Genomic DNA, 14,910 nt, shown 5'->3' on the forward strand with positions numbered 1-14,910 from the left:
GTTATCGTCCTCTCGGGGCTTAGCCTCTAGCGTTGCAGACGGAATTCCGAGAACTGCCTTTGCAATTCGGCGAACACCCGGTCGAAGCCCGCCCTCTTGAGCGCCGCGAGCGCATCCTCGTAATGCTCCTCGTAGCCGGCCAGGCCGAAATTGATCGGCTCGAATTTTTCCTTGTAGACAGCCGTCACCTGCGCCATCTCGTTTTTGACGGACGCCTCGTTGAAGTGGAACCCGAACAGCTTGGAGACGCGGGAATTCTCGTCGTTCGCGAGCATGTCCCGGATCATGTCATCCTCTACGCCGGCTGGCGCTACGAAGAAATCCTTATTGCGCCACATCCACTCGTACATCAGCTGGTCGTTGGTGAGCAGCTTGATTTTGCCTTTTTCCAGCTCGTAGTCCTTACCTTCCACCCCGTAAATGATAAAACGATAATTCTCCTCGCTCTGCAAAATCCAGTTCATGAACATCATCGCGCGTTCGGGATTTTCCGATGCGGCCGCGATCATAAACGCTTCATTGCTCGGGGTAACGATAAACTTGGGCTTCTCCTTGGCCAAATAATATTCTCGGAGTCTGGCCTTCGGATCGGCGTTTCGGGCCGTCTGCAGATTTTCCATCGCCCGGGACACCGCGCCTACGCGAAAAAGGAGCTTGCCCGCATTTTCCTGATCGATCTTGGCCGACGGATTGCCCACCAAATTTTTGTCGATGATCCCCTTCTCCACCCACGACTCGCGCAACTGAACGACCTTTTTGTACAGATCGGACTCCACGTAGCTGAGCATCTCCCCGGAATCTTCATCGACGATGAACAGCATACGCTCGTCCAGCGAAGAGTAGTTGCGATCCGTCAATTCGCGCCACAGCATTTCATGACCCCGATCCGTTTCCAAATAGCCGTAATAGCTCGGATCCAGAGCCTGCACGCTTTCGTAGAATCGCTCCAGATCGGCGATCGTCTGAATGTCCGTCATGCCGGCCTTCTCCAGCAGATCCTGGCGGACCATGACGGAGGAGAACTTCCCCGCGGAAGTGAACGCCTGGGACGGGATCGCCCACAGCTTCCCGTCGATCCGGTTCATCTTGAAGTTCTCGTCGGGAATATGCTTGACGAGATCCCGTCCGTATCGGTCGAGCAGCTCGTCCAAAGGCTGGATATAGCCTTTCGTGTAGTACACGGAGACGAACGGCGCCCCGTACCAGAACAAGTCGTACTTCGCTCCGGTCGACAGAGCCAGCTCCAGCTTTTGCTGGTAACTGGACCACGGGATATACGTCAATTCCAGCTTCATATTTAAATCTCGGACGAGCCGGTCGTTCAATTCGTTTTCCACGAAATCGCCCATGCGCGCCGACAAATCGCCCGGCATAATCACTTTCAAGGTGACGAACGATTCCGGTACGCCTTCCGCTTGCGGATTCGCCAATTCGGCACTTTGCGCACCCGGAGAATCGGATGAGCCGGAACCGATAAATTGGCTGTACAGGATGTAGGCCAGAGACGCGAACAGGATCGCAACTCCGCCGATCACGGCAGATTTCATCGGGCATCGCCTCCTTCGGCCTTGCTCCTTAATGCAAGTCTACACCAAATCTGTCGCGGTTAGATAGAATGGGGCTGTATCCTAAGAGGTCAGGAGCAATAATTGTATTATCGATGAATATGAACGGGGTATATATCTCCCTACGCTGCTTATAGGGTCACAGATTAACCCGTGGAAGGGTAATTCCATGACCGTATAAGGTAGGCGCTTCGCTCTCCGGGAGATATATACCCCTATTTTTATCTTGATAATACCTCTTGCCTGACTTATGGGACAAGCCTCTCGTTCAATCTCCTTTAATTCATAAATCGTACGGACTGCAAAAACCGTTTGATGGCGACAACCGCTTCGGCTCGGCTTGCATAGGCGGCGGAATCGGCCGCGGTGTCTGAATTGCCGGCCGCGTCTTCTCCGTCAAGGCTGCCGCTTACATAGTACAGAGCTCTGGACAGTATAGCATCCATCTGCTCGCGGCTGATTCGTTCATTCGGTTTGAAAGAACCGCCCGGATAGCCGTTCACGATCCCCGCATCGGCCGCTCGCGCGATCGCATCCGCAAACCAGTCTTCGTCGGCGACGTCGCGATAAGGGGCAGCCGCGTCCGGAGAATTCAAGCCAAGGGAACGAACGAGCATGGCCGCGAACTCCGCGCGGGTAATCGGTCTATCCGGCGAAAATTCGTCAGGCTTAACCCCGTTTATAATTCGCTTGGAGGCCAGCAGTTCGATATCCGATTCGGCCCGATGGCCGCGAACGTCGGCGAAAGCTTTGCTCCCCGAAGCTACGACATATAGGCTGTTTCCGTTCCTTTTGATGACGACCTCCGTATTTCCGCCGCTGCTCAGAAGCAGGGACGGAACAAAACGAAATGCAGCCGCATTCGGATCGAAGAGGAACGCGGTCGTCGTCGACGGATCCCATGTTCCCTGGAGAATCATCGTTCGTTCGAGGTAAGCGCCGCCGAAGTCGGTCAACTCGATCGACCGCCCGTTCGCTTGAACCGCAATTCCGTAATCCAGGGCAGGAGCAAGCAGCTTTAATCCTTCTCGCTCCGCTTGTTCGGACAGCAGCTCCGCCGTGCGGCCTGCGACCCGGTTCATTCGAATGCTCAGGGTCATCTCTTCGAGACTCGCGCCGAGCTTCTCCGCCAAAGCCGTCAAGCCTAAAACTTTGACAGGGACGTTGTAGCTTCCGTAGTCCGTCCGCACCGTTATCGACGCGTCCGGGAGCTCGGTCATCGCCTCTGCTAACGCTGAGGACGGAACATCGACCCTCACGCTTCCGCCGTCGTTGTTCAACTCGAGGATGACCGGCGAATCCGAACTGACGTCGGTTGAACGGTTTTGAAGAAGACGGAAAGCGTCCCGAAGCTTCTTCGCATCCAAAGTCGCCGTGGTCACGTTTACGCCGTCCTCGTTTTTGGACTGAACGGTTGTGACCGCATCCGCGCCCAGCTTGACTCCTCTGTCCGTAAGCTCCGGCTGCGGCTCCGGAACCGGCGTTGCAGGCGCAGTCGACGAACCGCCGGAGGACGAACCCGAACCGGCGCCGGCCGGCACCGTCACGTCAAAGCGCTTTTCCAGATTCCCGTCCGAGGATTTGGCCGTAATCACGGTCTGACCAGCGCCTACGGCCTTGACCAAACCCGTTGCAGATACATAGGCAACTTTAGAGTCTGCCGAGGACCATACGACCCGCTTATTCCCGGCCTCCGCGGGTTCCACGCTTACCTCGATTTGAGCGCTTGAACCTGGGGACAGCTGCAGGCGGTTCGGCGAATTCGCCGTTAACCCCGTTACCCTTACCGGGGCTTGAGCAGCGCTATCCGCCACCTCTACGCTCCCCAGCCTCAGCCATCCGTCGCCATTCTGCTCGACATTGGCGAAGCGGAACTTGTTGGCGTCCGCGTTGACTGTCTCCAGCGGATTGACGTAGCGCATCCATATCTCATAGCTGCCGTTGCTTAATGCCGGATTGTCGGTCGATTCGAACAGCTTGTTGTTGTCAAAGCCGTTCGTATTCGGGAGAATGCCTTTCAGATCCCAACCCGGCTCCCATATGCTGACGATGCCTTCTCCCGACTTGGCCGCAAGCTCGACCTTCCAATCGTAGTAGAACGGCGCCACTCCTCTGTTTTCAAGTTCCACGCCTACTTTCAGAGCGCCATCCGACGCCTCCAGATAAGCGGCGGGCACATAGTATTCGTACCCCATTCTACGGGAGCCTTCAGCGGCTCTCGCCAGCGGAACGGGGGCCAGCGGCGTTTGGAAAATTCCCTGCGCAATCAGCCAGGAAGCATGGGTCAAGTTCAGACTTGTGTAGTAGTCTTCGCCCTGCGCCCCCTCAATCGGCGTCGATGGCTCATTGTATATTGGCGGATCGTTATCCCACATCTTCACCTGAATTTCAGGTCTCATTTCTCCGCCCATGCTGTTTTTCTTCCAGAACTCGGTGACCCCCGCGTCGTTCACTCTGCCCCAGAAATGCCAGCCCTGTCCGCCCAGGCTCGGAGGGAGCGTCTGGAACGCAAACGAATCGTCATGATAGCCGACATCGAAATTTTTCGTTTTCAGCACGCTGTTGTCCATCGGATACCTTAAGACAAGCTGCGTGCGGTCGAACGCATCGTCCATTGCGGCGAGAACCCGCTTCAGATTGGCGTCGGAAGGCATCAGGTTCGGCGATTGGATGTTCCCGTCATAGGGATACGTATGCCATTCGCCCCAGAATCCGATCAATCCGATCATAATAAACCCGACGCGGGGATCGCCGTCGTAGCGCGCTCCCAGAGCCTGAATGAAATTTTCCAAAGCTCCCATCAGCTTCTCGTCGTTGTAGTCGGGGGCCAGGCTCGTGGCATCCTTGCCGTTGTTGTATTCCGTGTATTCGTAGGTTTGCAGCCCCTCGTCCAGAAGAAATTGCGGGATTCCCGAAGGTTTGTTCGGATAATCCAGGTACACCCTGAACACGGCGTGGTTGCCTCTGGAGGCTACCGCTTCAAGCCGCCGGTCCAGTTCGGTCCAGCTAAAATCGTTCAGATTGTTCATCAGCTTGCTAAGCGGCAAGTAGAAAAATTCCAGGCTGTAGGGAAGCTGCGAAGGCCGGTCTCTCCAGTCGTCGCCTTCCGTGAAATAAGCCTCCTCGGACGCATCGTAAAACGGAAGGAAACCCTTCAACGGATTGTCCGCCGGCGCATTCCGATACTCGAGCGCATGCGTTCCGGCCGCTGTCGCCCACGCCGGAGGGCCAGGATGGTCGACAGGTTCCGTCGTCGGGCCGCCTCCGGATTCGCTCGATCTGCCCGACAACGCATACAATCCGATCCGATCAATACTCAGGACATTGTCAAGCTGCTGGATCGGAGCAAAACCAAACTGAATTTGCAGCACCTTGCTCGCATCGAATGGCGCGTCGCAAGCGTCGCAGCCTTGCCATTCGGATTGGGAGAGGGCGCTCCACGGAATTCTGACCATTCCTTTGTACCCCGCGGCGATGGAGAGGGAGCCTCCTTCGAGGAAGGTTGTCTTCCAGCCGTCGGCTGCATCGTAGAACGCCACGGCTCCTCCTTGTTTTAAGGAGAATTCTCCTTTAGGCGCACCCGTAACCAGCGAAAGGTTCAGATCCATCGCCTTGCTGCTCGGCGACGCATTGTTGACCCAGAAGACGAGCCCGTCGAACGCGGACCAGTCCGTATCCGTCCCGGTAAACGCCGTGCGCTTAATGTTGGCCCAGTCGGATGCGGGGCCGCCCGAAGGAGGGGACACCGACAACTTCATCGCTTGTCCGCCATCCGCGTAATTCGTCCGGTCAATCGTTCGCAGCGCGGACGGCTGGCCCGACTCCCAATCCACCCTCCAGACGTTCTGCAAGGCGGCATCGTCGGCGTATGCTTCGAAATCTTCCAATACTTTATCGGCGCGATAGAGCGCGATGTCGTCAATCGTGATCACGTTATGAACGTAGCCCGACGGCGAGTATCCGAACTGAAGCCCGGCGACTTCGCTGGCATCCAGCACGGCCGCGCAGTCTGCTTGAACGCCGTCGCACTGCCATGCGGATTGAACGAATTGATCCCAAGCCATTCTCACGACTCCCTGGAACCCCGCAGGAATAAGCAGCGAACTTCCGCTAAACGCCGCGAGCTGCCAGCTTCCGTCTTCGGCGATCGTCAAGGCCGTCCCGCCTTCCTTTAAACCGAATTCCCCTTTCGCCGCAGGCGTTTGAAGCGCGACGTTTAAGCTGAAATTTTTATTGTCGTTCGTCGTATTGTCCACCCAGAAGCTCAGCCCGTCGAAAAGGGACCAGTCCCTCTTGTCAGAAGGGATCGAATAGGCGATATTCGCCCACTCCGAATTGGCGATGGCCGCCGCAAGCTCCAGCCCCTGGCTTCCGCTCGAATGGCCGAGCGCCCTTGCCACCGAGCCGGGTTTGTCCGACCACGCTTCGGTCCACGCCTGCCTAAGCGCATCATCGTCCGCATAAGACTCGAAATCCTCGATCAGTCCCGGTTTGTCCGAAGCCGGCTCGGCGTATGCCCGGTTTGCGGAATTCGTCCAGAGCATGCTCGACAGCAAACATACGATGAGAAATACTTTGAACGATGCTTTCCCCATATTGCGTAAGTGTAACGGATCCATCGAAATCCTCCTTTTTATCGCGCAGCAGCCGATCAGCCTTTATGCGCGCTGAATGCGATCCCTTCGATGAATTGCTTCTGGAAGATGAAGAAGAGGACGATCATCGGAACGACCGCCATGAAGGCGCCTGCCATCAGCACCGGATAATCGGTCCCGAACATGGACACCAGCGTCGCGATCCCCGACGACAAGGTCATCTTCTCGGGCGAGCTGTTAATGATGAGCGGCCATTGCAGCTCGTTCCACGACCACTGCAATTGAATTATGACGATGGCGACCAAAGCCGACTTGACCAGAGGAAGCATGATATGCCAATAAATCTGAAACGGATTGCAGCCGTCAAGCACGGCCGCTTCCTCCAATTCCTTGGATATAGTCAGAAAAAACTGCCTGAGCAGAAACGTGGCGAAAGGACTGACCAACGAGGCAATCCACAGCGCGGTAACCGTATTGACCAATCCCAGGTCGCTCATCATCATATATTGCGGCGTATAAAATACGGGATTAGGCACCATCATGACCGAGATGATCAGAATAAAAAGAACCGAGCTTCCCGGAAACTTGATCCGGGCGAAGGCGTAGGCCGCCATCGAGCTGAATAGGACCGGGAATGCGGTCTTCATGGCCGCCGCGATCACCGTATTCAAATAATAATACGGGAACGCGGACTGCTTGATCGCCTCGATGTATCCTCTTAAACTGGGGGCCTCGGGAAAATAACGGATCGGAATTTGCGTCGCTTCCGTCGTCGTTTTCAGCGAAGTCAGCACCATCCATACGAATGGAACGAGCATAGCCACGGAACTGACGATAAGAATGATATGCACGATAAGGTTGATTTTCCTCGCCGATGAGACAGGCACCTCCGTCCCCCCTTTCCTTAGTCGTAGACGACCCATTTTTTCTGAAACGCAAATTGAATGCCCGTGAGCAAAAGATTGATCAGCAGCAAAACATTGACGATAGCGGCGCCGTAATTAGGATTAAAATAAACGAAGCTGTTCTGGTAGTAAGCGTATACGAGCGAGCGAACCGACGGAAGCGCCACATTCGTCTTCCCGATAATCAGGTAGATAGAGTCGAAAATCTGCGTCGCTCCGATCAGCAGGATGATGCTCGTGAAGAAGAGCGTCGGCGTCAGCAGCGGCACCGTAATATAGCGGAATTTATTGAATCTCCTGGCTCCGTCGATTTCCGCGGCTTCGTAGAGCGATTTCGGAATCCCTTGCAGTCCTGCGAGAATGAGCAGCATGTTCAAGCCGATCGCCCCCCACACGCCGACAATGACCAGCACGAACATGGCGTAATTGGGATCGGACAACCAGGCTACGCGAGTTCCAAGGAGATGATTGACGAGTCCGAAGTCTTTGGCAAACAGGACGACCCACACCATTGCCGCCGCTGCCGGCATCGTGACTTGAGGCAGGAAGAACACGACGCGATACACGGACAGCGCTTTGATCTTCGAATTCAGCAGCACCGCAAAAAAGGTGGAAAGCGCCAGCGTAAGCGGCACGAACAGAACGACGTAGTACAAGGTGTTGCGCAGATTTTGCCAAAACTCCGGATCCCGGAACAGCTTCGCGTAGTTGTCGAAGCCGACCCAATGATTAACGAGCCCGAAATTCTCGGACTGCTGAAATCCGAGCAAAATCGAATGGAGAACCGGCCAACCCCAGAAAACCAATGTGCCCAGAAGAGTCGGCGCGATCATGAAATAAGCCCACACATATCTGCTTCTGGAATTCAATCTGACCACTCCCTATTCAGGGGAGACGTTCCCGGTATTCCAGAACGTCTCCCGAATCGCTATATTTTGGACGACAGGCTTATTTCGTTTCCTCGATCGCTTGATTCATCATTTCGGCGACCTCCTTGGCGGCTTCCTCTACCGGCACGGCTCCGCCCCACGCTTGCGACATGATCTCAGGCTCTTTGGCAAACCATACCGGGTACGCCTTGGAGCCGCTCGGATACGGAATCGCATCGGCCACTTGATCAATGAAGATTTGCAGATTCAAGTGAGGTCTCGACGTCAACCACGCTTCCTGAGTTCCGTTGAATGCCGGGATGGCGGCGCCCATCTCCGCCGTAATTTCCGCCGCTCTCTGCGATCCAAGGAACTTGAGGAACAGCCAGGCTTCTTCCTTATGCTTGCCGCTTGCCGACATGACGTTGCCCAGGCCGTTAATGATGTTGCCTCTTTTGACCTTGCCTTTAGGCAGCTTCGCCCAATCCCATTTCCCCTTGATAATGTCGCTTCCGTCGATGTCGCTGATCCGCCAGGATCCGTCGAAGATCATCGCCAATCTTCCGGACTTGAACATTTCGGTCGCTTCCGTGTCCGTCATTTGCTGATGGGTCGGAGAAGCGCCGTCGAGCGTCATTTGATAACGGGCCTGCAGCGCTTCGATCGAAGCCGGGTCGTCGTAGCCCGATTTGCTCATGTCGTCGGACAAAATGTACCCGCCGTTAGCCAGCATGTCGTTCCAATATCCGGTCTGCGTGTCCAGCTTCGCTCCGAAGCCGTAGATGCCTTTGTCCGGCTGGCTCAATTGCTTGGCCGCCTCGGCAAGCTTCGCATAGTCCCACGTGTCGTCTGGATAAGGAATGTTCGCTTGATCGAACAGCTCTTTGTTGTAAGCCAAGCCGATCGTGTCGAAATCCTTCGGTATGCCATAATTTTCGCCGTCCAGCGTGTAGATGGAAGCGAGATCCGCCGCGTATTGGTTCAGATCGATTTCTCCGGCCTGCACCTTGCTCGTGATCGGTTCCAGGAAATGGCCCGTTGCGTATTTGACGAATTGGCCTCCATGCATCCAGAACACGTCGGGCAGCGTTCCGGCGGGTGCGGCGGCGGACATTTTCGTCCAGTAATCGCCCCACGGGATAACTTCGACCTTGACCTTGATATGCGGATTTTGCGCCGTGAACTCCTCCGCAATGGCTTCCATTGCCGGCTGCTGGATTTTATCCCAGATGGAATAGGTTATCGTGACGTTCTTTTTGGTCTCGTTCGCCGTTCCCCCGGCGCTGCTGCCCGGGCTGCTGTCCGATGCGCCATTCGAGCTGTTGCCGCATGCGGACGAGACCAAAGCCAATACGAGGAAAACAACTGCAACACGGAATGAAAACGGGTTTCGCTTTACCATCTTATATCCCCCTGGTTGATTGTTTAGGCAAATTTTTGCGTCATTAACGCCGCAAACACTTTTGCCTCGTTACATTCTTCATTTTAGTTGAACGCCGCAATCGTTTGATATGCCTCATTTTTAAGATCGCATGCCTTATTATTAAGATAAAAAGATTTGCATTTGAAAATGGTTTTCCCCATAATAGTGTTTGAATAGTTGCGCAAATTATTTTCATCAAATGAGTTGGGAGTGTCTGTCATGACGATTACCGTATTGCAAAGAGAACCCGGGGAATATTGGTGGGGAGGCGTCGTCAACGAGGGGCATTCCATGCCGTTCGGCGATCGTCCGCATTCGCGCGATCTGCGTTTGACGGACGACAATCAAGCTTCCCCCTTATTGCTCTCCAGCCTGGGAAGGTATATTTGGTGCGAAGAACCGTTTGCCTTTTCGATTGACGAGAGCGCCCTTACTCTCGATCACGCCCATGAGATCCGGATCGAAGAAGGACATGAAACCCTTCAGGGCGCATACCGGCATGCCTGCCGCAGCCATTTCCCCCCTTCCGGCGTTACGCCAGACAAGCTCGCCTTCTTGGCGCCGCAATACTGCACATGGGTGGAGATGTTTTACGAACCGACGCAGGAGAAGCTGCTCGATTACGCCAGATCTATTATTCGGCAAGGCTTTCCGCCAGGCGCGTTGATCATTGACGACAACTGGATGCAGGACTACGGAACCTGGGATTTCGACAAGCATCGTTTTCCCGACCCCGCCGGAATGGTCGATGCTTTGCACGAGATGGGCTTTAAGGTCATGCTTTGGGTATGCCCGTACGTAAGTCCTGACAGTCTCGTCTTTCGGCAATTGCGCGATCTCGGGATTTTGATGAAGCATGGCGACGGCGCGCCGCTCTTAAGAAGATGGTGGAACGGGTACAGCGCGGTCGTCGACTATACGAGCGCGGAAGGAGCCGCCTGGTTTAAGCGGCAGTTGGACAGGCTGATCGAAGATTACGGGGTGGACGGCTTCAAGATGGACGCGGGAGAGCCCCTGCTGCCCGGTCTGATCGACGACGTTGCGAGCGACATCGCCTGGTCGCGGCCGATTCGGCCGATGGAGGATTGCGAAGCTTACGCCCGATTGGGGATCGGATACGCGCTCAGCGAATTGCGGATGTGCTGGAAGCTCGGCGGACAGGCGCTCATTCAGCGGCAGCGCGACAAGACGCACACCTGGGACGCGACCGGACTTGGCGGCTTGATCCCCAACGCGATCGTCCAGGGGCTGCTGGGGTACGCCTTTAATTGTCCAGACATGGTCGGAGGGGGAATGGACGGAGACATTAATTCGCCGGATTTCCGCTTCGATTCCGAGCTGTTCGTCCGTTACGTGCAATGCTCGGCTTTATTTCCCGTGATGCAGTTTTCCATGGCTCCATGGCGAGTGCTCGGCGGCGACGAGCTGAGCTGGTGCATGGACGCGGTCAAAATCCGGACAGAGCTGGGGCCTCTGCTCCTGGAGCTCGCTGATCAAGCCGCGGAAGACGGACTTCCGATTCTGCGCAGTCTGGAATTCGTCTACCCGCATCAAGGCTTCCACTCCGTTCAGGACCAGTTCATGATCGGAGATTCGATTCTGGTCGCCCCGGTCTTGAACAAGGGGCAGACGACGCGAACGATCCGCTTCCCGCAAGGCCGATGGCTGGGGGATGACGGCAGCGTGGTCGAAGGCCCGACCGCGTTGGAGGTCGACGCTCCCCTTTCTCGGCTTCCCTGGTACAGAAAAATGTAAAGCCTCGTCATTTTCAAGCAGGCTGAACACGGGCAAAAAAGAAGCGCCTCGCACGATGGGAACAGGAACGAATTCCATTTTTTACCCATCAGGAGGCGCTTCCTTCGCCGCGTCCTACTCTCTTCCGCCTTGCAAGCGGCTTACGGTCATCCCGCCTAGACGTCCGGCTGAAGCAGACGCCCGTTGTCGTTCCATTGGCCGTACATTTTATTTTCTCTGGTATAGGCTATAAATTTGTCCAATCTGCTTTTATACAGCTCCGGCTGATGGGCGACACTCTGGATCGTATCGATCCGAACCCTTTGATACAGCGACGGAAATCCCAGGAAATTTTGATACGTCTCGCTGTCCTCTTTAAGCCTTTGTTCGATTTCCGGGTTTATCTTAAACGAATCGTACGCCATATCGGGAAGCGACTTTCTCCCCTCTTCCCGCATGAATCCCAGCCTTTCAAGGCGGCGCGCGCGCTCTTTATTCAATTCCGTCCATGAGCTTGTTTTGGTTCTCGGAGACAGTCTCTGCGCCAGTTCGGTTTCGGTCACTTTCTTTTTGATCCCGTCGATCCATCCCACGCATAACGCCTCTTCGACCGCATCCAAGTACAACAGCCTTCCCGGGGCAGGCTTCATGCCGACGATCACCCAGCAGCATTTCTCGGTTTTGCTGTTTGCCTGCAGCCAGTCCCTCAAATCCTCTCTCGACCTTACGTCTAGCAGATTTTCAATTTTCATGGGCATGATCTGTTCTCCTTCTGTCAGGGGGCATTGGGACCATTATAAAATAAAAATGACGACAACCATCTGTCATCATTCTTGTTAACCTATGCACTTCATTGGATATTTGAATCCCCTGAACTTTGCTCGGGCCTTGAGGAGATCCGGATGCAAATAACTTGCGCAATTATTGTGGATTTGCATCGCTCCGAGTAGCATCCGCTACCCCTCGTCCGCCGGCGGCGAACACGATTCCCGCTCGATCAGCTCGGTCTTCAGGCTAATGTGGACTTCCGCGATATTGGGGTTCGCGATTAATTCTGTCAGCACTTTTGCGATGATGGAGCTAATGTCGTACTTGAATCTTCGAACGGTCGTTAACGGCGGGACCATGAACTCCGACAGCTTCAAATCATCGAAACCGACCAAGGAGACGTCGTTCGGAATGCGGACGTTCAACTCGGCCAAGCCCTTCATGGCCCCGAAAGCCATGATGTCGTTAAACGCAAAAATCGCGGATACGGACGGCTCGGCGCCCATCAATTGCTTGACCGCCTCGTACCCGTGAGAAGGATCGAACGCTCCCATGACGACATGGTCGTCGGACCAGGGCATTTTAAAGTCGCGAAACGCGTCCTTGCATCCGTCCAGCCGGTTTAAACTGACCAGGTGGTTTTTAGGCCCTGCAATAATCCCGATTTTCCGGTGTCCCAAGCCATGCAAATAGCGAATGACCTCGTAGGCGCCTTTGCGGTTATCGTAATCGATATAGTTCTGGCCGCTCTTATAGGTTCTTCCGTTCGTAAGCAAATACGGGATTCCATGCCTCTCCAGCTCTTCGAACATCCTGTCGTTGACGAACGGGTCGAATACGATGGCCGCGTCCGCTTTTTCCTCGCCCAGAAGCTTGTAGGCCGGAGAGGAATGCAGGTCCGGACTGTGCTTCGCAATATGAATCCGATGGCCGTAGGCTTCGAATTCTTCCTTTAAGTGATTCAAATCGGCAGAGGTAGACGGATCGTTATCGAAGAAGTCGCTGCTGCCTGGAACGATGACGACGATGGTATAGGAAACGCCGGTCAGCTTGGAGGGAGCGACGCCCGGCTTCAGATGCTCGTTTGCGATTTCCAACACTTTTCTGCGGGTCTCCTCGCTGAAATTGCCCTGATTGTTGATGATCCTGGACACCGTGCTGATCGAAACGTTTGCCTTTTTTGCGATTTCCTTGAGCTTGATAGACGCTTCCCTCCAAACCTGCGCAATTTTTTGCACAACAAGGAAATTATAGCGTTTCTTGCCGTTCCCGGTCAATCCTTCGTCGATCGAATTCAAGCGCGCAGCGCTAAGGGTTCACTCTCCAGACGCCCTCTCCCCAATCGTTTTCCCCCACTCTGACCGCCTCGACGATCCAGCCCCGGCCGTAATCCTGCGGGAATCCGAGAACGGAATCCGGCTGGGCGGTATAGTATTCGTACAGCCTTAGGCTGAACAAATACGTACGCTCGTCGACCTGGCGCTTGCCGGACAATTCGAAGGTCAGATGGTGCGGATTGGACGTCCCGCGGAAGTAGGCGTCCAGTTCCTCCGCTTTTTTCCCCGCTTTCCACTCGTCGCTTACCCATTTCAGCCCTGCGGCCGGATCCCGGCGGGACCAAGCCGAGGCAAACTCGTTCACTGCCTTCAGAGCGAACAGATATTCCCGCGTGATTTGCGGCGGCAGGTCGGCGGCCGGAACGGTTCCGTCGGGCAGCTTCAGCTCATCGAGAGGCGCCAGCGACGCGGCGACGAACAGCAGCTCATCCTTGCTGACCGACTTGGCCGAGCTGATGGAAAAATAGGTCGATCCGCGCGCAAAATACCAGCTGCCGCTCGCTTCGCTGTCGGGAAGCGGAATCCATTCCGCCGTAAAATCGGGAAAATACCGCTTTTCGCCGACGACATCGTCTTGATCCAGCGGCCGCATGTCCGTCCTGGACTGGTAGATCGCGAAGTGCGGGAACGTCAGCTTTAACGTTCCGTCCTCTGCCTTCTTCGCATCCACGACGTAATCGCTCGCAAGGCCTTTGCGCGGGACATACGGATCGTACACGCGCGCGCCGTCGGCCTGCTCTCGGATGCGCAGCGCTTCCTCTCTCGTATAGGGGATCGTAATGAAACGTTCGAAATCGTCTTCCTTCCGCGAGTACGACTGAATATGCGTTAAACCCTTCTCCTCCAGCCAATACAGCCGCAGCCGGGACTGATCCTGCCCGAACGCGGCCGTAACCGCTCCCTCGTCGTTAAAATAGACGGCTTCGGCCTTCAAAGCATCGTTAAGCGCGCAGCGTTCGATCCGACCGTCGCGCCAACGGTACACCACCGTATAGGGACTCGTCCCCGAGCTCGATACGACCTCCGGCCATCCGTCATGATCGACGTCCGCCTCCGAAGCATGTCCGTCCGTCACGGTCAGCAGCGGCTTCGGAACGTCGCCGACGAGCTCGAAGTAACGGCTGATCGAAGCGGCCGCTCCGACGGGGCCCTGGATTTTGACGACCTCCTTCCCGAATAGCCGCAAGCTGCGAACCGTCACTTGATCGTCCCCGGCATAAGCATATCCCGCGACCTCCCCAAGATCGTAAGATTTGTCCCCGTTCACCAAGGCTCCGTAGAGATGGTCCGTATCGTCTTTTCGGGCGTAGACGACGATTTTCGATTCGCGGGAGCCTCCCGCCGCAACTACGCTCGTCTCCTTTACAACCCGTTCCGCCTGCTTCAATCCCCCCGCCAGCAGCCGAACCGAGTCGGAATTCGAATAGCTCTCCCAGTGCAGCGGTACGTCTCCCTCCGCGCCGGCGTCATCGGCTTCGGCCAGCGGCGCGGCGACGGTCGCCGCATGCGCGGCCCCGGAGCTTCCGATCGCCTTCGCGCCAACGTGATTTCCTCGCTCCGCCGCGTTACTGCAAGCCGTGCCCGACAACAGAATCGCGGCGGCAACAAACAACAGTCTCCATTTCATGATATCACTCCAATTTCGTTGATATCTGATTAGACGAGCGAGCTTTGCCTAATGTTGGATGGAAGACAGGTTTGAATGGCTCTGCCA

9 protein-coding genes are annotated in these 14,910 nt (G+C 55.5%); 1 reads left to right on the forward strand and 8 read right to left on the reverse strand.

Annotation, left to right across the window (positions count from 1 at the left end; all coding sequences use genetic code 11):
• Nucleotides 1-26 precede the first annotated feature (26 nt).
• From ACFO3S_RS02630 to ACFO3S_RS02650, 5 genes are all read right to left on the reverse strand, one after another.
• The gene (locus tag ACFO3S_RS02630) at nucleotides 27-1,547 is read right to left on the reverse strand and encodes an ABC transporter substrate-binding protein (protein WP_378091921.1); all 1,521 of its coding nucleotides are present in this window, start codon (nucleotides 1,545-1,547) and stop codon (nucleotides 27-29) included.
• A gap of 296 nt (nucleotides 1,548-1,843) precedes the next feature.
• A complete protein-coding gene (locus tag ACFO3S_RS02635; RefSeq protein ID WP_378091923.1) occupies nucleotides 1,844-6,184 on the reverse strand; it encodes an S-layer homology domain-containing protein in 4,341 nt (1,446 codons plus the stop codon).
• 32 nt (nucleotides 6,185-6,216) lie between these two features.
• A complete protein-coding gene (locus ACFO3S_RS02640; RefSeq protein WP_378092240.1) occupies nucleotides 6,217-6,978 on the reverse strand; it encodes a carbohydrate ABC transporter permease in 762 nt (253 codons plus the stop codon).
• An 86-nt stretch (nucleotides 6,979-7,064) separates the two neighbouring features.
• Nucleotides 7,065-7,934, reverse strand: coding sequence for a carbohydrate ABC transporter permease (locus ACFO3S_RS02645; RefSeq protein WP_378091925.1), 870 nt, complete (start codon nucleotides 7,932-7,934; stop codon nucleotides 7,065-7,067).
• Between the two features lie 79 nt (nucleotides 7,935-8,013).
• Complete coding sequence (locus ACFO3S_RS02650; RefSeq protein ID WP_378091926.1) at nucleotides 8,014-9,336, reverse strand: ABC transporter substrate-binding protein; 1,323 nt, start codon at nucleotides 9,334-9,336, stop codon at nucleotides 8,014-8,016.
• A 240-nt stretch (nucleotides 9,337-9,576) separates the two neighbouring features.
• Here ACFO3S_RS02650 and ACFO3S_RS02655 point away from each other — a divergent pair, with 240 nt between their 5' ends.
• Nucleotides 9,577-11,112 (forward strand): glycoside hydrolase family 31 protein, encoded by a 1,536-nt coding sequence (locus tag ACFO3S_RS02655; protein ID WP_378091928.1) that lies wholly within the window; start codon nucleotides 9,577-9,579, stop codon nucleotides 11,110-11,112.
• Nucleotides 11,113-11,267: 155 nt separating this feature from the next.
• On the opposite strand, the gene ACFO3S_RS02660 is transcribed toward ACFO3S_RS02655, so the two are convergent.
• The 3 genes from ACFO3S_RS02660 to ACFO3S_RS02670 all read right to left on the reverse strand — a co-directional run bounded on the left by ACFO3S_RS02660 (nucleotide 11,268) and on the right by ACFO3S_RS02670 (nucleotide 14,823).
• Nucleotides 11,268-11,843 (reverse strand): YdeI/OmpD-associated family protein, encoded by a 576-nt coding sequence (locus ACFO3S_RS02660; RefSeq protein WP_378092242.1) that lies wholly within the window; start codon nucleotides 11,841-11,843, stop codon nucleotides 11,268-11,270.
• Nucleotides 11,844-12,047: 204 nt separating this feature from the next.
• On the reverse strand, nucleotides 12,048-13,097 hold the full coding sequence (locus ACFO3S_RS02665) for a LacI family DNA-binding transcriptional regulator (protein ID WP_378092244.1): 1,050 nt from the start codon (nucleotides 13,095-13,097) through the stop codon (nucleotides 12,048-12,050).
• A gap of 70 nt (nucleotides 13,098-13,167) precedes the next feature.
• Nucleotides 13,168-14,823, reverse strand: coding sequence for a hypothetical protein (locus ACFO3S_RS02670; RefSeq protein ID WP_378091930.1), 1,656 nt, complete (start codon nucleotides 14,821-14,823; stop codon nucleotides 13,168-13,170).
• Nucleotides 14,824-14,910: the final 87 nt, after the last annotated feature.

Source organism: Cohnella hongkongensis (assembly GCF_042654645.1).
Taxonomy (GTDB): domain Bacteria; phylum Bacillota; class Bacilli; order Paenibacillales; family Paenibacillaceae; genus Cohnella; species Cohnella hongkongensis.

Excerpts from the sequence above, each read along its gene's own strand:
- ACFO3S_RS02670 (WP_378091930.1), bottom strand. The coding sequence starts at position 14,823 with ATGAAATGGAGACTGTTGTTTGTTGCCGCCGCGATTCTGTTGTCGGGC.
- ACFO3S_RS02630 (WP_378091921.1), bottom strand. The coding sequence starts at position 1,547 with ATGAAATCTGCCGTGATCGGCGGAGTTGCGATCCTGTTCGCGTCTCTG.
- ACFO3S_RS02640 (WP_378092240.1), bottom strand. The coding sequence starts at position 6,978 with ATGCTCGTTCCATTCGTATGGATGGTGCTGACTTCGCTGAAAACGACG.
- ACFO3S_RS02655 (WP_378091928.1), top strand. The coding sequence starts at position 9,577 with ATGACGATTACCGTATTGCAAAGAGAACCCGGGGAATATTGGTGGGGA.
- ACFO3S_RS02660 (WP_378092242.1), bottom strand. The coding sequence starts at position 11,843 with ATGAAAATTGAAAATCTGCTAGACGTAAGGTCGAGAGAGGATTTGAGG.
- ACFO3S_RS02635 (WP_378091923.1), bottom strand. The coding sequence starts at position 6,184 with ATGGATCCGTTACACTTACGCAATATGGGGAAAGCATCGTTCAAAGTA.
- ACFO3S_RS02650 (WP_378091926.1), bottom strand. The coding sequence starts at position 9,336 with ATGGTAAAGCGAAACCCGTTTTCATTCCGTGTTGCAGTTGTTTTCCTC.